16 protein-coding genes and 4 tRNA genes are annotated in these 21,688 nt (G+C 43.3%); 13 read left to right on the forward strand and 7 right to left on the reverse strand.

Going from position 1 to position 21,688, the window contains the following annotated elements:
* Position 1: 1 nt before the first annotated feature.
* The 4 genes from strainIA91_RS05500 (at position 2) to strainIA91_RS05515 (ending at position 6,200) form a co-directional block, all read left to right on the forward strand.
* Positions 2–1,117 carry an aminopeptidase gene (locus strainIA91_RS05500; RefSeq protein ID WP_400168120.1) on the forward strand — a complete coding sequence of 372 codons (1,116 nt, stop codon included), beginning with the start codon at positions 2–4 and terminating at the stop codon, positions 1,115–1,117.
* Between the two features lie 107 nt (positions 1,118–1,224).
* A complete protein-coding gene (locus tag strainIA91_RS05505; RefSeq protein WP_400168121.1) occupies positions 1,225–1,824 on the forward strand; it encodes a hypothetical protein in 600 nt (199 codons plus the stop codon).
* Between the two features lie 209 nt (positions 1,825–2,033).
* Positions 2,034–3,485, forward strand: a complete 1,452-nt coding sequence (locus strainIA91_RS05510) for an SH3 domain-containing protein (protein ID WP_400168122.1) — start codon at positions 2,034–2,036, stop codon at positions 3,483–3,485.
* A 108-nt stretch (positions 3,486–3,593) separates the two neighbouring features.
* A complete protein-coding gene (locus strainIA91_RS05515; RefSeq protein ID WP_400168123.1) occupies positions 3,594–6,200 on the forward strand; it encodes a T9SS type A sorting domain-containing protein in 2,607 nt (868 codons plus the stop codon).
* A 1,300-nt stretch (positions 6,201–7,500) separates the two neighbouring features.
* On the opposite strand, the gene strainIA91_RS05520 is transcribed toward strainIA91_RS05515, so the two are convergent.
* On the reverse strand, positions 7,501–8,769 hold the full coding sequence (locus strainIA91_RS05520; protein WP_400168124.1) for a hypothetical protein: 1,269 nt from the start codon (positions 8,767–8,769) through the stop codon (positions 7,501–7,503).
* Between the two features lie 328 nt (positions 8,770–9,097).
* On the opposite strand from strainIA91_RS05520, the gene strainIA91_RS05525 reads away from it, so the two are divergent.
* A complete protein-coding gene (locus tag strainIA91_RS05525; RefSeq protein ID WP_400168125.1) occupies positions 9,098–9,400 on the forward strand; it encodes a tyrosine-type recombinase/integrase in 303 nt (100 codons plus the stop codon).
* Between the two features lie 445 nt (positions 9,401–9,845).
* Here strainIA91_RS05525 and strainIA91_RS05530 read toward each other — a convergent pair.
* The 5 genes from strainIA91_RS05530 to strainIA91_RS05550 all read right to left on the reverse strand — a co-directional run bounded on the left by strainIA91_RS05530 (position 9,846) and on the right by strainIA91_RS05550 (position 12,934).
* Positions 9,846–9,919 (reverse strand) — tRNA-Ile (locus strainIA91_RS05530).
* Between the two features lie 13 nt (positions 9,920–9,932).
* A tRNA-Val gene (locus strainIA91_RS05535) sits at positions 9,933–10,006 on the reverse strand.
* 22 nt (positions 10,007–10,028) lie between these two features.
* Positions 10,029–11,411 (reverse strand): sodium:solute symporter, encoded by a 1,383-nt coding sequence (locus strainIA91_RS05540; protein ID WP_400168126.1) that lies wholly within the window; start codon positions 11,409–11,411, stop codon positions 10,029–10,031.
* Position 11,412: 1 nt separating this feature from the next.
* The gene (locus strainIA91_RS05545) at positions 11,413–12,039 is read right to left on the reverse strand and encodes a thiamine diphosphokinase (RefSeq protein WP_400168127.1); all 627 of its coding nucleotides are present in this window, start codon (positions 12,037–12,039) and stop codon (positions 11,413–11,415) included.
* A complete protein-coding gene (locus tag strainIA91_RS05550) occupies positions 12,029–12,934 on the reverse strand; it encodes a hypothetical protein (RefSeq protein ID WP_400168128.1) in 906 nt (301 codons plus the stop codon). Before strainIA91_RS05550 ends, strainIA91_RS05545 begins: the two co-directional genes overlap by 11 nt.
* A gap of 119 nt (positions 12,935–13,053) precedes the next feature.
* Here strainIA91_RS05550 and strainIA91_RS05555 point away from each other — a divergent pair, with 119 nt between their 5' ends.
* Together strainIA91_RS05555 and strainIA91_RS05560 are read left to right on the forward strand one after the other, a co-directional pair.
* The gene (locus strainIA91_RS05555) at positions 13,054–14,487 is read left to right on the forward strand and encodes a sodium:solute symporter (protein ID WP_400168130.1); all 1,434 of its coding nucleotides are present in this window, start codon (positions 13,054–13,056) and stop codon (positions 14,485–14,487) included.
* Between the two features lie 114 nt (positions 14,488–14,601).
* On the forward strand, positions 14,602–15,978 hold the full coding sequence (locus tag strainIA91_RS05560; protein WP_400168131.1) for a sigma-54-dependent transcriptional regulator: 1,377 nt from the start codon (positions 14,602–14,604) through the stop codon (positions 15,976–15,978).
* 53 nt (positions 15,979–16,031) lie between these two features.
* On the opposite strand, the gene strainIA91_RS05565 is transcribed toward strainIA91_RS05560, so the two are convergent.
* A tRNA-Leu gene (locus strainIA91_RS05565) sits at positions 16,032–16,115 on the reverse strand.
* A 52-nt stretch (positions 16,116–16,167) separates the two neighbouring features.
* On the opposite strand from strainIA91_RS05565, the gene strainIA91_RS05570 reads away from it, so the two are divergent.
* From strainIA91_RS05570 to nusA, 6 genes are all read left to right on the forward strand, one after another.
* Positions 16,168–17,970, forward strand: coding sequence for an AMP-dependent synthetase/ligase (locus strainIA91_RS05570; protein WP_400168132.1), 1,803 nt, complete (start codon positions 16,168–16,170; stop codon positions 17,968–17,970).
* 12 nt (positions 17,971–17,982) lie between these two features.
* Positions 17,983–19,005: an NAD(P)H-dependent glycerol-3-phosphate dehydrogenase gene (locus strainIA91_RS05575; RefSeq protein ID WP_400168133.1), complete on the forward strand. Its 1,023-nt coding sequence runs from the start codon at positions 17,983–17,985 to the stop codon at positions 19,003–19,005.
* Positions 19,006–19,046: 41 nt separating this feature from the next.
* A tRNA-Arg gene (locus strainIA91_RS05580) sits at positions 19,047–19,120 on the forward strand.
* A 20-nt stretch (positions 19,121–19,140) separates the two neighbouring features.
* Complete coding sequence (locus strainIA91_RS05585) at positions 19,141–19,815, forward strand: tetratricopeptide repeat protein (protein WP_400168134.1); 675 nt, start codon at positions 19,141–19,143, stop codon at positions 19,813–19,815.
* A 91-nt stretch (positions 19,816–19,906) separates the two neighbouring features.
* The gene (rimP, locus tag strainIA91_RS05590) at positions 19,907–20,365 is read left to right on the forward strand and encodes a ribosome maturation factor RimP (protein ID WP_400168135.1); all 459 of its coding nucleotides are present in this window, start codon (positions 19,907–19,909) and stop codon (positions 20,363–20,365) included.
* A gap of 13 nt (positions 20,366–20,378) precedes the next feature.
* A complete protein-coding gene (nusA, locus tag strainIA91_RS05595; protein ID WP_400168136.1) occupies positions 20,379–21,674 on the forward strand; it encodes a transcription termination factor NusA in 1,296 nt (431 codons plus the stop codon).
* Positions 21,675–21,688: the final 14 nt, after the last annotated feature.

Below are 21,688 nucleotides of genomic sequence, written 5' to 3' on the forward strand. Positions count from 1 at the left end.
CATGACAGATCCCAGAGAGAAGGCATTAGCCGAAGTACTGGTCAATTATTCAACTCACGTTCAGGAAAATGAAAATGTTCTGATTGAAGCATTCAATATCCCCGATTCGCTCGTTGTGCAGCTCATTCGTGCTGTTCGTTTGCGGAAGGGAAATCCCTTTGTACAGATTAAATCGTCAGTTATCAACCGTGAACTCTTGCGGAATGGTAATGATGCCCAGATTTCCCTGAGCGGTAAGCTGGAAGCGGCAGCTATGAAGGAAATGGACTGTTACATTGGTGTCCGGGGAGCCCTGAATATTTCTGAAATGTCTGATGTGGCTGCGGAAGATATGAAACGCTACGAACTTTTGTGGGGATATCCGGTCCATAAAGAGATTCGCGTCCCCAAAACCCGCTGGGTGGTTCTCCGGTATCCCACACCCTCCATGGCCCAGCAGGCGGGGATGAGTACGGAAGCTTTCGAGGATTTCTTTTTCAAGGTCTGTACCCTGGATTACTCAAAAATGTCCAAAGCCATGGATCCTCTGGTGGATTTGATCAACAAAACAGATAAGGTTCATATCACGGGTAAAGATACGGATTTAACCTTTTCCATCAAGGGATTCAACGGTATTAAATGTGATGGTGAAGCCAATATTCCGGATGGTGAAGTTTTTACGGCACCGGTGAAGGAGAGTGTGAATGGCGTCATCCATTATAATACACCCACCCTGTATCAGGGAACGGTTTTTCAGGATATCCGCCTGACATTCAAAGACGGGAAAATTGTGGATTTTCAGGGAGATCATTCTGAAAAGCTGAAAGCAATTTTTGACACGGACGAAGGCGCCCGGTATGTAGGAGAATTTGCCATCGGACTCAATCCCTGGATTACCGAGGGGATGCTGGATATTCTCTTTGATGAAAAAATTGCCGGATCTATCCATTTTACCCCCGGGGATACCTATGAAGAAACCAATAACGGCAATAAAAGTGCGATTCACTGGGACCTGGTTTTACGCCAGACTCCGGAACATGGCGGGGGAGAAATCTGGTTTGATGATGTTTTAATCCGGAAAGACGGGCGCTTTGTGTTACCGGAATTGGACGGATTGAACCCGGAAAAATTGAAATAAAAAATTAGTCCAAGGCTTCAGCATTTAAGTATTCAGTATTCAGCATTCAGAATTCATTTGATAGATACTGAATAAAAACCATACATTCTTTATCATCAGGAGAAATTATGTCTAAACATACGATGAAAACTCTAATGCTTATGAGTTTTATCCTTTTGCTCGTGTGGGGTTGTTGGATTCCCGAAGATTTTGAAACCCAAATTTATGTAAATAAAGATGGGAGTTATCGGTTTACCTATGAAGGAAAATTGGCGAATGTCATGGCTTTGTCTTTGGAAAAAGAGGGGAAACTCGGGAAAAAGGAAGAGAGTGAACTGAAAAAGGACGTTGAAAAACTAAAAGAACTGGACGGTTTTAAGTCAGTCAAATATATAGGAAAAGGACGTTATCGAGTAACAGTGGACTATCAGGGAACAAGAGGAAAGGCATATTCTTTTATTACGGATGATTTACGGATTTTTTCTGTTTTGTTTCAGGAAGAAAACCAGCTAGCTGTCCAAGGTTTCAGACCGGAAGAAGAAGAAATAAAACAGTTGAATGCACTGGGTGTGAACATTGAAGGCTCTTTAACTGTCCATGTGCACCCTGCTTTGAAAGTGAAGACTCATAATGCAGATCAACATTTTAATAAGTCCAATTTGAAAAGCTATGTCTGGAATATCAAAGGTGTTGCTGCTAAGCCAGAAATGGTCATTATTTTACAATAAAATGGAGTTTGAAATTGACCATGGAAAAATAAAATTTATTTTCAAACATAAAATGACTTGTTGATAAGAGTTTGCAGGGGTAATTTTAGTTGAGACGAATTATTCATTGTGGCGTTGTTACATCAAATATCCCCGTGGATATTCGAATTTTTTCGAATCAGGTACTGTACAAAATCCTATAATCCGGAATCACAGAACAGGAGATCATCATGAAGGCAAAGTATGCTCTGTATGCCGCCATTTTTGCTGTTGTCATTACTTTTTTGGTGAACGTATTTCAAAAGGACAGACGAATTTATGATGCCGAACCTTATGCTTCAGTCATCATTGAAGATGCAGATTTAATGTCCAATTATCATTGGAGAGGGGCCAGCGACGAGTGGGTCAGCCGTGTTGTCGGGCAGGTTCAAGCCGGTATGCCGGTACAAGTGATGGAAGGACATTCAGAATGGTATAAGATTCTCATAGATGATGGAACAATGGGGTGGATTCATGAGAATTATCTAAAACCATCTAAAAAGGTTCTTGTAAGAGAAGTAGAAAACAGAACAATTGATATCTGGGATAAACCTGAGACAGCAGGTCATAAAGTAATTGGGGAAGTTCACGGACGCAAATGGGTTACACGACTTGAGGAATCTCCAAAAGCATTGAATAAACAGGCTTTTACCCGTATACGGACAGAAGACGGAAAAGAGGGATGGGTTTTTTCTTATGATTTGGAACGGATCGGCTGGAAACAACCTCGTCTGATTCAAAGAGATGAATGGCGTTATAATAAAAAAAGAATTGTAAAACGGTGGACTGGACGGCCGGTTGAAAAATTTATCGGGAGATATTCAGAACCTCATGCTATCATGATTGAAGAAGGACGGAAAATATATTTTTTCAACAATCTTTATTTATTCAATGATCACCGGAAAGAGATTGGTACACAGGTGATAACAGAAGATGGAAACATACAGAATATTCATTATAGTGCCCGGCCGGGACAGTTAATAGGTCGCTTTCCTTTAAGTGCGAGCCTCCGCTTTCCCATTATTATGAATAATTTATGGCATGTATTCGATCTAAGTTATCATAAATCTTACAACAGATTTGGAGATAAATTATCTGAAACAATTTATAATCCACCACAGTGGCTTTCATGGATACTGGTTATTCTTGTGGTCATCAGTTTCATATCCCTTTTTTATATTATCTTATTTGTCCCTTATTATATCTCCAATAAAATCGCTCTCGGTGTCAGTTTAAATCAGAAACTGGCAAATAAAATCATTTTACTCGTTGCGGCAATTTCTGGGATTATTCTGGGATATATATATTTTGTCTTTATTAATGTCAATATCGGAACATTCAACAACTACTTCTTAATTCATTTTCTCTTTGTACTCGGTATGACGATCGGTTTTATCAGCAAATGGAAATCAGACCTTCTTTATAACCGGTGTTCCAAATGCCGCAACTGGTCTGGTTCTGATGCCGGTTCTGAACTGGTGGATAAATCAGAGCATACACTGACAACGACATACAGTAGCGGGAATAAAACAGTAGAACATGGCACTAAAGAAGTCTGGCTGGATCATCGCTTGTGTACAAATCAAGAATGCGGACATTTTTGGAGTATTGTCCGAACTCGGTGGTCGGGGTGGCACAGATGAGAATGAAGAATGATGAATGAAGAATGATGAATTGAATGGCTGAATGCAGACTTGACATATAACTAATTAAGTGTTAAACTATTTTAGAGAATGAAAATGAGGTCTGTTATGAATAGGCAAAGAAATATCCTGTTTTTAGTTGTTATGTCCGTTTTTCTATGGATATCCGGGACGCATGGAGCCGTGCCCCTGGACCGGGCGGAGCATATTGTGACTGAAAATCAGGATTTTACTGTGGATTATGGTCAGTTTGACGGAAACCGGATCTGCACGTGGACCAGCAATGTAGGGGACTGGGTTTCGTATCGGGCGACATCGTATCCCGGTATGGAATGGCCGAAAGGTTCCGAAATATCGAATGTGTTCCAGTCCGGACTCTTTCTGGTAAGCGGACAGACAAAGGAAAAGGATTCCCTTGCATTCCGCGAGGATATCCGGACGGCGGTAGTGGGGTTCTTTTCACAGTATCAGCCCGGACAGATTCTCTATTTTGATACCTTAAACCAGGTTGTGGTGCCTGTGAGTCACTATCCTCAGGAACACTGCATCTGGAAAGCGGGAGATCCGGCAGATCCGTCTTACAGGTTGTATAAAATCAACCGGCATGACAGTCTGTCTGCTGATTACCTGAACTGGCCGGCGGAACAGGGCGCCCCGGTGGATGAATCGGGGAAACCACTCTTTTCAGGTGACCAGATGGTATGGAGTGTCTGCAATGATATGGATACGAGCCTTCATACGTCCACTTTGGGTGGAGCCCCCATGGGCGTTGAGATACAGACGACATTATACGGATTTGACCGGAGTGATATATTGGGAGATGTACTTTTTATCCGGAGCCTTGTCATCAACAAATCGGATAACCACTATAAAGAGATGTATGCCGGTATCTGGGCGGCTCCGGAATTGGGAATGGCATGGGATAACTGTGCAGGGGTTGATACTAGTCTAACAATGGGATATGTATTTAATGGTGTTCCTGAAGATTTGAAATATGGTTTAACACCCCCTGCAGTAGGATTTACATTTCTTCAAAGGCCTCAGGTGCAAAGCCCGGGAGATACGGCGAGCTGGTCCGGGAAACTACGACCGGGCTGGAGAGAAGTGGATTTGTCCGGATTTATCGTTCTAAAAGGATCACCGACTCTTGACCAGGATCCTCATAGTACGGAAGAGGCATATCATGTCGTCCGGGGCTTGAAAAAAGGGGGAGGATCATGGATTGATCCGATGACGGGTGAACCGACCCGTTTTCATTACACCGGTGATCCGGTCACGGGAGAGGGATGGCTGAATATTATGGAAGTTCCCCCGGGGGACCGCCGATTCCTGTTCAGTGCAGGTCCTTTTGAAATGGCACCCTGTGATACCCAGGAGATTGTGACGGCCATCATCGTTGCCCAGGGACACAACCATATCCGTTCCGTGGCGGCCCTGCGTTTTGCAAAAGAATATGTCCAGACGCTGTTTGACACTCAGTTTGATTTTGAAACCACAGCGACTGTAGCAGATGTTATAGATGCAGTCAGACCGGAGAATCTGGATTATCATGTGCGGGTTCTTTCGGGTGATACCACGGCCATGATCGGGGGTAGTGAACAGCGTATCGAAAAACGCTACTTCATTTTTAACACGACAGTAAGGGAAGAAAATGACGTTCCCCTGGCTGAACAGTATCTGACAGAAACTCTCGAATCATACGGATATTCGGTGACATCCCGCCCGATAGGTTTAAACGATTTGGATATTAACGACCTGCTGATTTTTAAAGAGGGGACCGAATATCCTGATTCCTGTATACTTATGACGGCTTTTTACGACGGTATTGAGTGTTGGTCAAAGCCGTCTGTTATCAATCCCAATGCAGATTTAAATGCAAGCGGGGTGGCAGCACTTCTGGAATGTGCACGTATCCTGAAAGATGTTGATACACCTTATTCCATCCTCTTCGCGTTGTGGGGATCCTGGCAGATTGGTGCCACATCTTTCAAAGAATGGCCGGACAATCCCTGGTGGGATCAGATCCTCTTCAATGTGGATGTGGAAGCCATTGGGTACGATACCCTGAATCTGAGAGAGATTGTCCCCCAATATAGTGACAGGGAAGGAAACATTGCCATTCAAAGCTATGTTTTGGACCGGATGCAGTCGGTTTTGTACCAGAATGCCGTTAATTTGTCCATCGGAAGGCGATGGCAAGGGACAACCTATGGACAGGCAGATCCTTTACCTTCCATCTCCTTTACTCAAAGTATTTATCATCCGGATACCAGCTATGAATATTTGATCTCCAACCCCAATATGCATGGGTTTGGTAGGGATGATATGGAATTTTTCGATCTGCCGGTCTTTCACGACCGGGCCAGGGCAGTCATAGGCCTGGTCGCCGATCTGGCATTGCATGGCATTCCGGAAAATCTGCCTACGGAAATAAAGCCTGTTATAAAACCAGAATCATTTGCTTTATATCCCAACTATCCCAACCCCTTCAATCCTGTGACACATATAGAATTTTCACTGCCTGAACCGGCACAAATCACCCTGAATATTTACGACATCACCGGACGACTGGTGGAACAACTCGTTAATCAACACATTCCTGCCGGATATCACACCGTCACCTGGGATGCATCCTCTTACAGCTCCGGTGTGTATATCGCACGATTAAAAGCCGGGAGTTCTGTTAAGACGCAAAAGATGGTGTTGATGAAATAAGTCGACAGTCGGCAGTCCTCGAACGTTATTCTGGTTTATCGGGGCATGTTTCAGTCGAAAGTCGAAAAACAGTGACGAGGTGCGAGTAGAGACGCAAGATTTCATGGTGTGTTTTAGGTTAATTGAGGAAATTCTCGTCCTAGTTCCTCGCTCCTCGGCCCTCGCTACTCGCTACTTATACCAGCAGTTGGCAGATTAGTCACTTGTCACGTGTTACGCGTCACTATTCAGTGGACAGCCGTCAGTTGGCAGGATTGGTCCACGTGTCACGCGTTACTCGTCACGCGTTACTTTTAAGTTGGCAGTCAGTATAAAATAACTCAGGGGCGGCATCACAACCGCTCTTTTTATTACCCTATTATTTAAAATAACCCCGTAATCCCCCGGGGAACCCCACCCTTTACCCACATATAGGAATATTTAGTCCAAAACCATACGCCCCTGAGACCCCTTTCAGGGGCTTTTTTGTATCCCCCCGTTTTTTATCCCCCATCCTCAAAAATGTTCAGAAAACCCATGACATAACTAGAGTGAGCGTGGTTATCTGGTTGTGTGAAAAATTATAGGAAATCGTTGCCATTAAAGGTCGTAATATTAATATTATTTAGATTGACAGCAAAATAATGGTTATAAACATGATTGACAAATTAATCCCAATTCATCCCGTGAAATTCTTATTCATCATTCATCATTCATCATTCTTAATTCATCATTTAAAAAGTAGCTCCCGTAGGACTCAAACCTACGACAAACAGATTATAAGTGAGGTGGAAGCCCTTTATCTAAGAGAGTTTTACGGTTTATGTGTACCAAGATGTGGCTGGTGCGGGAAAGTTTGTGTTTTGAACTGTATTATTATATTGGTGGATAGGAAACTTTGCTGAAAAGTGCACTTATACAATATTGGATAGGGACGCCTTAATTTCATACCTCAAACTGTACACTTTAGGCTGACGTTAAACATTCCGGCTCCCTATAACCCTTAGAGGGGAAGTATCCGCACGCGCATAAGGCGTAGACTGGACATGACTGTATTTTTGCGAGAGTTTTTAGACTTTATTCATACGGTTAGGTTATATGCTTAGCAGTGTCCAAAAGTTGACAAATGGATATTTCCTGTTTTTCGGAAAATGTTTTGGGGTGAATTACCGGTGTTTGCTGACATTTTAAAATTGCCTTGTTTATGAGGAGAATGACAGATAGTATTTTTTTATAATGTTATATTATTTATTAGATAAATCAAACCTGTTGGCACTGTTTATCATGCCAACAGGTTTTTTCTATTGTAGAACCGTATTCATTAATCCGCGTCTGTTTCAGTAAATGAAATGGAATAATCACCATTATCACCTATAAAACTTCCAAGCTTTATATAAATGAAAGAATCTGAACCGGTTGTATTACTCATGTTGCCGGTAATTGTTTGCCCGTCACCACCATCTTCATTTCCAAGATATGTTTGGCTGGCATTATAAACATGAAAGTGAAGTTCTGTATTTGCAGCATCGGGATCAACCGACCATGATACTTTTTTATTATTTGCTATTGTTATTTTAAAGAACTCATAGTCCCCTCCATTATCATTGGCGGCATCACTTAATATTGTGCCTGTCAGATCGGTTGGGAATGAGGTGATTTCCCGTGCATTATCAAATGTATCATCCGGCTCATTGTCATCATTGCCGTTATTTATAACACTCATGGAGTAGCTTCCGCTTGATGATTGGTAATCATCATAGAACAAACCATTACCTCCTGCAATTAAGACATAAAAAACATCTTCTTTCGTAGTCAGGCTTGCAGACAAATCAGCTCCTTTGGTACTACTGCTAACACTTTTTAATTCGTTTTTTGCAACATCATAAAATCTAATGGTTGCAAACAAATCACTTGAAACATTTGTAAGTGTTACGGAATAGGAATTCCAGACGCCAGAAGCAGGATTGCTGAACATATAATAATCAGTTTCATACTTCGATACAATAACACCATCATAGGAATTACCATATTCAAGAGATTCCTCAGCCGTTTCAAAAGTATGATTAGGGGCGAATTCATCATTGGCATCCATATTTGAAACAGTTAAAGAATAAGAACCAACCGATCCATGATCCCCCACAATACCGTCCCAACCACTAAGACGAATATAATAATCAACCCCGGGTGTGGCAAATGTGTAAGTTAAACTTTGTCCTTTAGTTGTATTGCCATGTGTTGCAAGGCTGGCGCCATCAGCACTGTAAAGCTCCATGTGAATAAATAAATCAGTAGATACATCGGTTACACTAATTTGCACCTTATCATAAGTATCGCTGCCATGTAAAGGCGTTATTTTAAACCAATCGTCATCATCATCACTGATCCTTGCATCATATATTGTATCCAGAGCAATGATAAATGCCTCGGATCGTTCATCATTGGGCTCATAATCATCGACTGTAGGGACAGTATCATCAATAGAGAGAATATCACATGATACCAAAACAAGTGATAGCATCAACAATAAACTGGTTAAACTAATAAAATTACTGGTCATTCCGTGCAAAACGTTCTTCTTAGAAGATTTCATTTGCTCACCCTTTCATATTACAATGTTTTAAGTGACTTATCATAAGTAAAAAATTAGTAATGGAGAGTATAACCTCTCTGTCTCTGGCGATTTCTTACTTATTTTAGTTATACAATTGGAATATTCACCTTTTTTTAAATATAATATTCTATTTTTTATTAGTCAAGAAAAAATAAGTTGCTAACGTTTTGCAACGTTTGAGCTAGGTTTTACATTAAATATTCTTCCGAAGTTAGTTCTGAAATATTAAATGTGTCATTTACATCTGCTGTTTACAGACATCTAATGTTGGTTGGCCATCCCAGTTTTTCAGTCACGTGCATGTTATATGATAATAAAGAGTGGAATTTCCCATGATGAAGCATACCTGAAAATGAAAGAGAATATCCCGCATAAATGTACTGTCTCTCATCAGTTCAAGGTGTTTGCCCAAAAAGCCGGATTGTCTGATGATATCACTTTCCACAGCCTGAGACATACCTTTGCCGTGCGCCACTGGATTGAACACCGGGATATCAACCTGACTAAACAGGTTTTGGGACATTCTTCTGTTGTTGTGACTGAAATCTACACCCGGATTCCCATCGACTACCTGAAGAATGTGATCAGTATTCGGAGCCAGAAGTCCTGAACTGACATGAATCCGGGGTTTTGCATGGGATGTTTCCTGTGATAAGCCCCGGTAATTCAGCATAAAAGTCCAACAATTTGGGGTGTTAATCTGAAAAGTTAACGCTATGTTAACGGTATGAGCGTTTGGGATTCTTCTTGTACGTTGATAATCAACTGTTTATAGGTATGCTTCAGTCAAACATTTTAATCAATAAAACTGCCGGCCACACTACGTTTAATCCGGAGTTATACTCATTTACTAAAAGGGCATGTTTTTATAACTCCCTTTCTATCAGCAGGTTAATCATTATAAAGATGCCTCAAAAAGTTAACGGTATGTTAACGGTTTACATGATAAAACCCCGCTAAAATTGAGCTAATTCGGCACTTTACAGGGGGCAAAAAACAAGCCTCCGGAACGACTTGGAGGCTTGTAAGTCGTTGATAGTCAGTGGATTAGTTCGTAGCCCCCGTAGGACTCGAACCTACGACAAACGGATTATGAGTCCGCTGCTCTAACCAACTGAGCTAGGGGGCCGGGGAAGGGAGTGTGGGTAGTACTAGACTCGAACTAGTGACCTCCTGCGTGTCGAGCAGGCGCTCTAACCAACTGAGCTAACCACCCTATCAAAAAGCCAAAAAGTTTATCACCTTTCACCCTTATTTTCAACAGGTTTTTTTCTCCACGCCGGAAAAAGAACCAGCAGGCTCCATAATAATCCGGGATAAAATGGCTCAATCCCTAAAGGATATCCTTTTCCTGTAAAAAATGAGATGCCATACCAAAATACCGGAATAAGAAAAGCACCCCCCATGCTGATCAGAATCCGATTGGAAGAAATGTGTCGTTTCCCATACGCCATTAAAACCGGTAAGATTAATGCAGGTATGATGAGGGTCCCTATGGTGTACCACAAATCCACAACAGAAGGAATCAACCAAATGAGAACCAGGGATAATATGCCTGTAATGGCATATCCCCAACGGACATAGTATCGAGTCGATTTTCCCCGGAGACGCCAGTGTGCCAGTAAATCGTATCCCAGGGTTTGACCCGATATGAAGAGGTAAGAATCCAATGTGGACATGACCGTGGCGATTAATCCTGTATAAAAAATCCCTAAAAGTCCAACAGGCAGAAATTTTTCCGCCAGTAAAGGATATAAATACAAAGGATCTGCATCCGGTAATAGAGCCCGGCCGTACAAAGCGGTCATAAGTGTAAGGGCATCAAAAACCGCCCAGAAACCGATACTGATCAGCATCCCCCTTTGAGCTGTCCGGCTGTCCTTCGCCGCCAGGCACCGCTGATGAAATCCCGGATCCACCAGAGTCCATAAGGCAATAAAAAACCAGGATAAAATATATGTCCAGGAAAGTCCCCCGGTAAGCTGTGTATGTTCTTTCGGTAGTTTCGGGAGAATATCCCCGGAGAATGAAAAATTCTTGAGAAGCACACTCATCAGGATGGCAAATCCTGCAAACATGAATATAAATTGCAGCACATCTGTTTGAATCACGGTTTTGAATCCGTATTTGTACAAGTAAAATGTTGAAACAATCAACAAAATTACAGCCCAAAAGAGAAAATTTCCCGGAAGAATGATGGAAAAAAGGAGTCCGGCAATTAAAAGATAGGGAGCAGGAGTGACAATAACTGACACAAGAACTGCTGAGATGATGCCTGGTTTTTGTCCGTACCGCTGAGATATGAGATCCGGTATGGAGCTATAACGATGATTGCGTAAAAGGGGAATGATAAAAACTGCAAAGATGAATGCAAAGATGTAGTAGGGGAATCCAAAGATAAACCAGTTGCTGATTCCATATTGAAATGTGAATTCCCCGATACCCAGGATACCACCATACCAGGTGGAGACAAGCGTCATGACAAACAAGGGGATGGTCAGACGTCTTCCGGCAAGCAGATAATCATCATCTGCGTCTCCTTTCCGGAGTCCAATCCAGAATAGAAAGCCCACATAAACGAGAAGAATCAGATAATCGTAAGGAGACAGGGTGATCGTCATATCAAATATTGTCTTTGTATGGAATAACGGCTACCAGGATCCCCCGGGTAAAACTCAGAAAAACCTCAGACATGACAAAATGATTGCTGAGTCCACGGCTTCCGGGAAATAACGTTTCAAATTCCAGAGTGTATTCCGTCCCCTTTAAATGGATATCTTCAACAGGGGAGAGGGGAATCAAAGAAAGCAGATCCCCTTTGTGACCACGGAATGTATACACCCCTGGCCGGAGGATGCGGGCCAGTTGTCCTCCTTCATACGCAAAAATGTCCAGATGGGAGGATACTCGCAGAAAAAGGTTGAGATTTACCAGTTCATGATCCAGACGATCACCCCGGAACCCATGAATATGAACCGTTGAGTATCCTTCCTGAATAAGCCACTCTAGCGCTTTTTCCGAATCATTTCGTTCCTGATTGGGCATAGGGATTACACGACAGTTATCCGGTAGCTTTTTAATCGAATCCATGTCACCAATCACGGCATCCGGTGTGATATCCATCCCTTGCAGAAGATCATAGGCTCCATCTGCACAAAGATGGAAATATCCCTTTTGAATCAGACAGCGGAGAATCTTTTCATCCTGCCATGAACCGTTCAATGTGAGTATGGCCGATTTAGGTGACATCCCCTTCTTCCTTGTACTTTGTCATCAGCTTATCCCGGTCCACTTCAATCCGGAGCTTATCTTTGTATTGCCGGTATGAATTTTTGTATTCTTTGGAATCAAAGTAATTTTTTATTTCATCACTGGTGGGCAGGACCATTAATGAAGGCTTCCATTCCAGGGGTTTTCCCGTATCCAGATGGTAAATACAGTTGAAATACCCGGCCCATGCGATGGTCCACAAACTATAATGTTTCATCAAATATCCTTTGATGGCCTGGTTTATTGCCTCCATAGCCGGATCGATAAAAAGAAATTCTTTGGAAAAAAGGACGGCGGTATGCAGGTAGTTTGGAGTATTGGCCAGGCCTGAGGTCCGGATTCTTTCAGCCATGTGATATAAAATTTCCATAACGTGATCCCCGATACGCAGGCCCGGGTAAACTTGTCCCGGCAGACGGGGACGGCGAAGGGAAAATTGTTTTTCCGGATTCTGTAATAAAAGCCATTCTACATACAAGAATTCGGCATCCTTGAGCCCGGAAGTGTTTAAGGGCGAATCTTCCAACTCCAATCCCTTTTTGCGAAGGACAATCTCAACAACCTTTTTGGAGTCCTCATATTTTCCACTGTAAATACAAAATTTGTGTTCATAAGAATCCGCCAGATCCAGGACGTATTTCAAATTCTTCAGTCCCAACGTGGAAAGATATTCGAAGACATGAAATTTTTTCAGGTATAAATCAATGGTTTTGGGATGATAATATCCTAAAAACAAGTTAGTCTGATGCCGGATGCCCCCTGATTCCGCCAGAATATCCTCTTCACTCAGGTTGAAATCCCGGGAATTCTGAAATTCAAGAGATGTCATTTCCTTGAAGATGCGATCATATTTTTTTCTTAATCGGGCTGCCATGGGAAAATATAAAAATTTTTAAAATTAATAACATCCCAAAATTGATAAAAAGTTCCTTGATAATGAGTACAGGAAACAGGAAATTCCGCGGAAAATAATAAATATGCGAGAGGTATTCCATGCAGTTTGTTGATTATGCAATTGTGGTTGTCTTTATGCTTGTTGTGTTCACAGCAGGAACCTGGCTTGGAAAAAGTGTTAAGGATGTTCAGGGCTATTATAATGCCGGTAAGAATCTTCCCTGGTGGGCTGTGATGATTTCTATTGTGGCCGCTGAAACATCGGTCCTTACCTTTCTGTCCATTCCCGGACTGGCCTTCATTTCGGATCTCTCTTTCCTTCAGGTCTGCCTGGGGTACATTCTCGGACGTTTTTTAGTCTCTTTTGTGCTGTTGCCCATGTATGTCCGGGGAAACGTGATTTCCGTCTATGAATCCATCCGTGAAAAGGGCGGAATTACCATGCAACGTGTCATGAGTATCACTTTCATGTTTACCCGCCTTCTGGCAGATGGTGTGCGCCTGTTTGCCGTGGCAATTCCCCTGTCTATGATATCCGGACTCAGCTATGGTGCATCTATCTGGATCATGGGAATTGTCACCGTTGTGTATACCTGGTTTGGAGGAATCCGGTCTGTCGTGTGGATGGATGTGGTTCAGTGGATCATCTATATTACGGCGGCATTTTTTACCCTTGGCATTGCCTATAATCTTCTGCCTGAACCGGGAGCTATCTTTGCAACCATGGCCGAAGCGGGAAAATTTAAAATGTTTACATTCAGTCTGGATATGAGCAACTACAGCATCTTATCCGGTCTGTTGGGCGGTGCGATTCTTTCCATGGCAAGTCATGGGACGGATCAGTTGATTGTTCAGCGGGTTTTAAGCTGTAAAAATCTGGCTGATTCAAAAAAAGCCATGATCGGAAGCGGATTTGTGGTTTTCTTTCAGTTTGCTCTCTTTTTAATTATCGGACTCCTTATTTATGCCGTATGGAATGGAGCCACCCTGGCGCAAGCAGGCTTAACCAAATCTGATGAGGTGTTTACCCTCTTTATCATTAATCAGTTGCCACCGGTGATAAAAGGGATTACTGTTGCCGGTATTTTTGCCGCAGCCATGTCTACCCTCAGTGGTTCCCTGAGCGCCTTGTCCAGCTCTACAACCATGGATATCATCAAGCCTCTTTTCAAACTGGATGTAAGTCAGGAACGCCTGTTCAGAATCAGTCGCTTCGTAACCCTGATCTGGGGAATTATCATGGTGGGCGGAGCATCCCTGTTTAAAAATATGAATAACCCCCTGGTGGAAGTTGGACTTTCAATTGCTTCTTTTACCTATGGTGCTATGCTGGGGATGTTTATCCTCACGCGATTCTTTAAAAAAGCTGACGTGTGGCAGTATGTGGTCACATTTTTTACAACCCTCTTCGCCATGATCCTGGTGATACAGGGGACCAGCATTCACTGGACCTGGTACACGATTATTGGATTGATTGTTTCAGTGATTACTGAACAGGTTTTGGTCCGGATCTTCGGTGTAAAAACAGCCTAAACAAAAAAAATACAATGAAGAAAAAAGGCGCTTCGGTGCCTTTTTTCATTTTTTGGAAGTATTTCAGGCTTGTTCTCTCCCTTATCCTGAAATAAATTCTTAAAATTGAGAAGCATGATGATAAAAGGAGAAGCTATGGCTCAAACCCATATTCTGATTGTGGATGATGATCTGGAAGTCCGGGATTCACTCCGGGATGCCCTTTCTTCAGAAGGGTATCTGTGCAACAGCGCTGCAAACGGGGAAGAAGCCATGACCTGTCTTGAGAAGTCCAATTACGATTTGGTCATTACGGATTTGAACATGCCTATCCGGAATGGTATGGACCTGCTGAAATACATCTCCGCCTATGCCCCCAAAACATCTACAATGATCATCACGGCTCACGGTACGGTGGAAACCGCTATTGAAGCTTTGCGGAAAGGAGCGATCGATTATATTTTAAAACCGGTGGATCCTGAGGAGTTGATCTATCGGATCCGCCATATCAGCAAATACCGCCGGACCTTGTCGGAAAATATTTCTCTGAAAAAGGAACTGGGAGCAAAATATAATTTTTCGAACATCATCGGTAATAGTCCGGCCATGAAACAGGTTTTTCACATGGTGACCCGGGTTGCCAACTCGACAAGCAATGTGTTGATTACCGGTAAAAGCGGCACAGGCAAAGAACTCATTGCCCGGGCGATTCATGCCAATAGCCCACGAAAAAATGAGCCCTTTGTTCCAATTAACTGTGGCGCTCTTCCCGAAACCCTTTTTGAGAGCGAACTTTTCGGATTTAAAAAGGGAGCTTTTACCGGTGCATCCCAGGATAAAGACGGTGTATTCAAATCCGCCAGCGGTGGGACTCTTTTTTTGGATGAAGTCGGGGAGATTCCTGTACACATTCAGGTGAAATTACTCAGGGCTATTGAAACAAAAGAGATTAAACCCCTGGGCAGCAGCAATCCTATCCGGGTGAATGTGAGAATTGTTTCAGCCACCAACAAGGATTTGTTGAAGGAAGTGGAGGAAGGCAATTTCAGGGAAGATTTATATTACCGGTTGAATATTGTGGAAATCCATCTGCCATCTCTCCGGGAACGTCAGGAAGATATTCCCCTCCTCGTCACACATTTTATCCATAAATATAACCATGAACTGAAGCGGAAAGTAAAGGGTGTGGATAATGAGACGATGAAAGCCCTGATCAATCATCCCTGGAAGGGAGAGGTCCGGGAATTGGAAAATATGATTGAACGGGCAGTGCTGCTGTGTGACGGAGAATACCTGACCATTGACAATCTTCAGGGTGCCAATATGGAGGATCCGGTGTCCGGCAGACATTTTCCTCCGGCCCTGAAACAGGCTGTCAGAGAATTTGAAAAATACCACATCCGGAAAATACTGGAACAGGTGGAATTCGATAAAAGTAAAGCGTCTGAAATTCTGGATATTGGCCTCAGTTCTCTGTACCGTAAAATAGATGATCTCTGCATTGAATGCTGAGATGAAACAGACAAAGCAGAATAAAAAAAGGGGCTCCGGAAAGCCCCTGTGTGTACCGAGGGCGGGAGTCGAACCCGCAAGGACCGAAGTCCGGAGGATTTTGAGTCCTCTGCGTCTGCCAATTTCACCACCTCGGCATGGCAAGGGCGAAAATTTCAAATAAATCCATAAAAAGCAAGTAAAAAAGAGATGACAGAAGAAAAAAGAACAATCGCAGCAGAATTTATCCGGTCGACAGATGAGTGGAAAGAAAAAACAGCATATGCTTATAAACACCATGGTGAATGGGTGGATATCAGCTATGCGGAGGTGCGGAATAAAGCTGAAAATATTGCACATGCTTTGTGGGATATGGGAATCCGGCGTGGTGATCACATTGCCATCCTTTCAGAAAACCGCCCGGAATGGTCCATCACCGATTACGCCATAACTTCTCCGGGTATGGTAACAGTGACAGTCTATCCAACCCTTTTGGCATCACATATCCAATATATCCTGAAAAATTCCGACACAAAGGCGATTTTTGTCTCAGATCGTGATCAGGCGGAAAAAATCATCGGGATTAAAAAAGATTTGCCGGAATTACAGTTTATGGTGGTTTTCGATTGGGATCGGAGTCTGGATGAACCATGGGTCTATGATTACGTGAAAATGGAATCGACGGGACAAGAGGCTAAAGCCCGATCTTCTTTTGATTTTATCGATGAAAGCCTGAAAACCCGTCCGGAAGAGATTATGACCATCATTTATACCTCAGGTACTACAGGGAACCCCAAAGGTGTGATGCTGAGTCATGGAAATCTGTGGTGGAATGCCATATCCAGCATTGAGACGCTGAAACCCGATCATGATGAAGTTTTTCTTTCCTTTTTACCCTTGTCTCATTCGTTGGAACGGACAACCGGCAATATGATCCCCATGATTTTAGGAGCCAAGGTCTGTTTTGCCACCCATATTTCTGCAGTCGCTCAGGAAATTCGTGAAGTTAAACCCACTATAGCCATTTCCGTCCCCCGTCTGTTTGAAAAGATGTACGCCGCCATCCAAAATGAAACACAAAAGTTTTCCGGTGTAAAAAAACAGATTTTCAAACAGGCTATGAAGACAGGCAGAATGATCAGTCGCAAATACAAACAGCATGGAAAAGAACCTGCAGGAATACACCGGATTCAATATGCCACGGCGGATATGCTGGTCTTTAAAAAATTGAGATCCTATACGGGCGGCCGGATCAAATTCTTTATATCAGGCGGAGCTCCGCTTTTGGAAGAGATCGGAGAATTTTTTGATGCCGTAGGGATTCTGATCCTTCAGGGATACGGCCTGACAGAAGCCTCTCCCGTAACCCATACAAACAGACGGGAGCATTATAAATTCTCCACGGTGGGAAAACCCATCCACAATGTAGAACATAAACTCACGGAGGAGGGAGAAATTCTGGTGAAAGGTCCCAATGTCATGCAGGGCTATTATAAGGATCCCCGGGCAACGGCTGAAATGATCGATGAAGAGGGATGGCTTCACACAGGAGATATCGGAGAAATTGATCTGGATGGCTATTTGAAAATAACGGATCGAATTAAAAATATTATTGTCACATCCGGCGGGAAGAATATCGCACCTGCAACCCTGGAGACGGAACTGATGAAATCCCCCTATATTGAACAGATTGTCATCATCGGAGACAAACGCAATTATCTGACGGCATTGATTGTCCCCAAATATGAACAGATGGAAGCTTTGGCTCAGGAATACAACATTCAATATGACTCCTACCGGGAATTGATCAACCATTACAAAATTGTCAATACAGTTCACGAAGATGTCCAAAGGATACAACAGAAATTTGCCCGTTATGAACAGATCAAGAAAATTGCCCTGCTTCCTGAAGCATTTTCAATTGAAAAGGGGGAAGTCACCCCTTCCCATAAAATCAAACGCACAGTTGTGGAAAATCATTACCGTGAAATTATCGATACACTCTATCACTAAGATGGGGGAAATATGATGCAACACAAACAAATCGGTGTCATCGGAACCGGCTCGTGGGGAACGGCTTTGGGGCTTCATCTTCACGATCTGGGTCATCATCTTTCCTATTGGGAACATGATCAGGAACGGGTCCGGCGGATCCGTGAGACCCGTGTCAATGATCTGATTCCTTACCGGGAGTTTCCTGAAGATGTCCGGATCAGTCAGGAACTTAATGAAGTGGTTTCCTATAAAGATATTCTTATTTTCGCTGTCCCGTCCCATGCCATGCGACACGTCAGCCGGGAAGTGAATCTGTCTTTCAAAGGGCCTGCTCCTCTCATTCTGAATATCTCAAAAGGCATTGAATCGGGGTCGCTGTTGCGGATGAGTGAAGTTGTCCGCGAAGAAACCCATTATCCTTTCCGGGGTATTGTGACAGTTTCAGGTCCAAGTCATGCAGAAGAGGTGATCAAAAACCAGCCGACAGTTCTTGTTGCCGCGTCAGATGATGAGAATTTGTCTGAAGAAGTCCAACTTTTATTGATGGGAGACCGGTTACGGGTTTACCGGACCGATGATATTGTCGGGGTAGAGCTGGGTGGATCCCTGAAGAATGTCGTTGCCATCGCCGCCGGAATCAGCGATGGTGTAGGATTTGGCGATAATGCAAAGGCTGCCCTCATTGTAAGAGGAGCCCATGAAATTATGAAGCTGGGACTTGCCATGGGTGCCCGGCCTGAAACCTTTTCCGGCCTGACCGGTATGGGGGATCTGATCGTTACCTGCATCAGCAGGCATAGCCGGAACCGCTATGTAGGTGAAGAACTGGGAAAGGGAAGGACCCTTGAAGATATTTTAAAATCCATGAACATGGTGGCGGAAGGGGTCATAACAACCCAATCAGTCATAAAACTGTCTGAAACATACGGAGTGGATATGCCTGTAGCCCAGGCCGTCTATCAGGTTATGTTTGATCATGCCGATCCTCTGAAAATTGTTAACGACTTAATGAACAGAGATCCAAAATCTGAATCCCTCGTTCTGGAAATATAGAATTGTATTTAACCCTGAAAACTGATAAACTTTATAGTTTTGCCCTTGTAGCTCAGCAGGATAGAGCGACGGTTTCCTAAACCGTAGGCCGCAGGTTCGAGTCCTGCCAGGGGTACAAAAATAAGGAGTTGAATCATGCTGAAAGCCCGAAAAAAGATGACCAAGAAGGAATTGAAAACTGACCCGTTCTTTGAGAAAATGGATGCACTCTTACGGTTTTACAAACGGAATGAAAAGCGGATCTGGACCATCATGCTTGCCGTGATCCTCATTGGAATCGCCGGCTCATACATCACCCGGTCTGTTGTTAAAAAGCATGAAAAAGCGAAAAGTCAGATCAGCATTGCCCAGTTTTATATGAAAAGCGGCCAGGAAGACCGGGCTGTCAGCCTTCTCTCAGAAGTCCGTGACGGACTTTATGGGAAAAAATATATTGGCTATGCCGCCTATTACCTGGGGGATATTCACCTGAAGAACCGGAATTACGAGCAAGCTGAGGAAAATTACAGGGAATTTTTAAGCAGCAAATCCGGGGACAGATTGATGAAAACCACGGCCTGGGCTGCTTTGGGAGCCGTGGAAGAAAGCCGAAAAGGATATGAGAAAGCAGCAGAATTCTATCTGGAAGCTCTTAAACTTGCAGAATTGACCAGCCGAAAAATCAACTTTGGTGAAAAAGTTTTTCAAAATTCCCTGAAAGCCGGAAATACACAAAAAGCTGAAGAAGTCCTTGATCTTCTTGAAAAATTGGATCTGAATGATGTCCAGAAAAATAAAATCGTAAGCTATCGCGCATTGATCGGAAAATAAACGACTATTTCCTTGTTACATATACAATTCATTCATAAATTATACACTGGAAAGTGGGATTAATCCCACTTTTCTATTATAGGTGCGAAGAATGACCCTGAAAGATGAACTGAAAACAAAGGTTGAAGCCATGGCGGATAGCCGTGGATTGTGGATTGAAGACATCCGTATATCGGAGAGTGGTGGGGGGACCATCCTGATTTTATGTGACAAAGAAGGAGGGATTCAATTCGCTGACCTTCAACAGTTTTCCAAAGACATCCAGAAAAGTGAGTGGTTTGATGAATCCTTCAGTGAGCATTACGATTTGGAAGTGAGTTCACCTGGATTGGATTTTCCCCTTCGCTTGCCACGGCATTTTGTGAAGAACCGGGGACGGCTGGTGAAAATCCGCCATACAGTGGATACAATTCCAAGTCCCGTCAGGGGAAACATTGTGGATGCGACGGATTCCATGGTTATTCTTCAGAAAGAAGGATCGACATCGGGGGAGACACTTGAAATTCCCCTGGATGCCATAACAGAAGCCAAAGTAAAAATTAAGTGGTAAGAGGAGATCTGCTTTGAACCACAAAGAACTTATTGATGCCTTTGCCCAGCTGGCAAAAGAAAAAGGGATTGCCAGAACCGAGGTCGCCGAAATTATTGAATCGGTGTTTGAATCCATTATCCGGAAAAAATATGGTGATGTAGATAATTTCGACATTATTGTGAATACGGATAAGGGAGAAATTGAAATTTACCAGGAACTGGAAGTGGTGGCTGATGAAGACCTGGACGATGAAGTCCGGGAGATTTCCCTTACAGAAGCCAGTAAACGCCAGGATGTAGATGATGTGGAGCCGGGTGATGTCATTGTCCAGGTGATTGATCCGGACATATTCGGACGCCGGGCCATTTCTGCTGCCAAACAGGTTTTAAGTCAGAAAATCCGGGAGCTTGAACGGAATCAGATCTATGAGGAATATACCAACCGTATCGGAGAAATTATTGTGGGAAGTATCCACCAGATCCGACGGGGGGAATCCCTTTTTGTCAATATTGACAAAACTGAGCTTAAAATGCCACGCCGTGAACAGATTGAAACAGAGCGTTATCGCCGTGGGGATACCATAAAAGCCATTATCAAAGAAGTGAACATGACCCCCAAAGGGCCTGAAATCATCATTTCCAGGGCGGATGAATCTTTTTTAAGACGGCTTTTTGAACTGGAAGTGCCGGAGATTTTTGATGGAATCGTGGAAATTAAAGCCATTGCCCGCGTCCCTGGCCGGCGTAGCAAGATCATCGTAGAATCCAATGATAAACGGATTGATGCCGTAGGTGCCTGTGTAGGTATCAAAGGAAGCCGGATTAAAACCATAGTCAATGAACTGGCCGGGGAAAATGTAGATATCATCAGTTACAGCCATGAATCGGAAGTCCTCATTTCCAGAGCCTTGTCACCGGCGAAACCTCTTTTTATTGAGATTGATGAGGACCGCCGTACGGCACTGGCTGTCTTTGATGACAACGAAATCGCCACGGCAATTGGTACCGGTGGAATCAATATCAATCTGACCTCACAGGTGACCGGATACGATATTGATGCTATACGCCGTTCCGAATATAACCGTCTGGAAGGGGATGATATTTTCATTGAGGATCTGGAAGGAATTACCAAAACCCAGGTCAATGCCCTTCAGGAAGCCGGTATTGAAACGGTTGCAGATTTTCTGAATACGGAAACAGCCAATCTCCTTGAAATTAAAGGAATCGGAGAAAAGACCTTTGAAAAAATCGAAACCATTGTTCAGGATGCCCTGCAATCCAAACGGGATAAGCAGGATGAACTGGATCTCGATGACAATCAGGGTTAAGTCGTTGTAAAAAA

It is taken from the genome of Candidatus Neomarinimicrobiota bacterium, from assembly GCA_041154365.1.
GTDB lineage: Bacteria > Fidelibacterota > Fidelibacteria > Fidelibacterales > Fidelibacteraceae > Fidelibacter > Fidelibacter multiformis.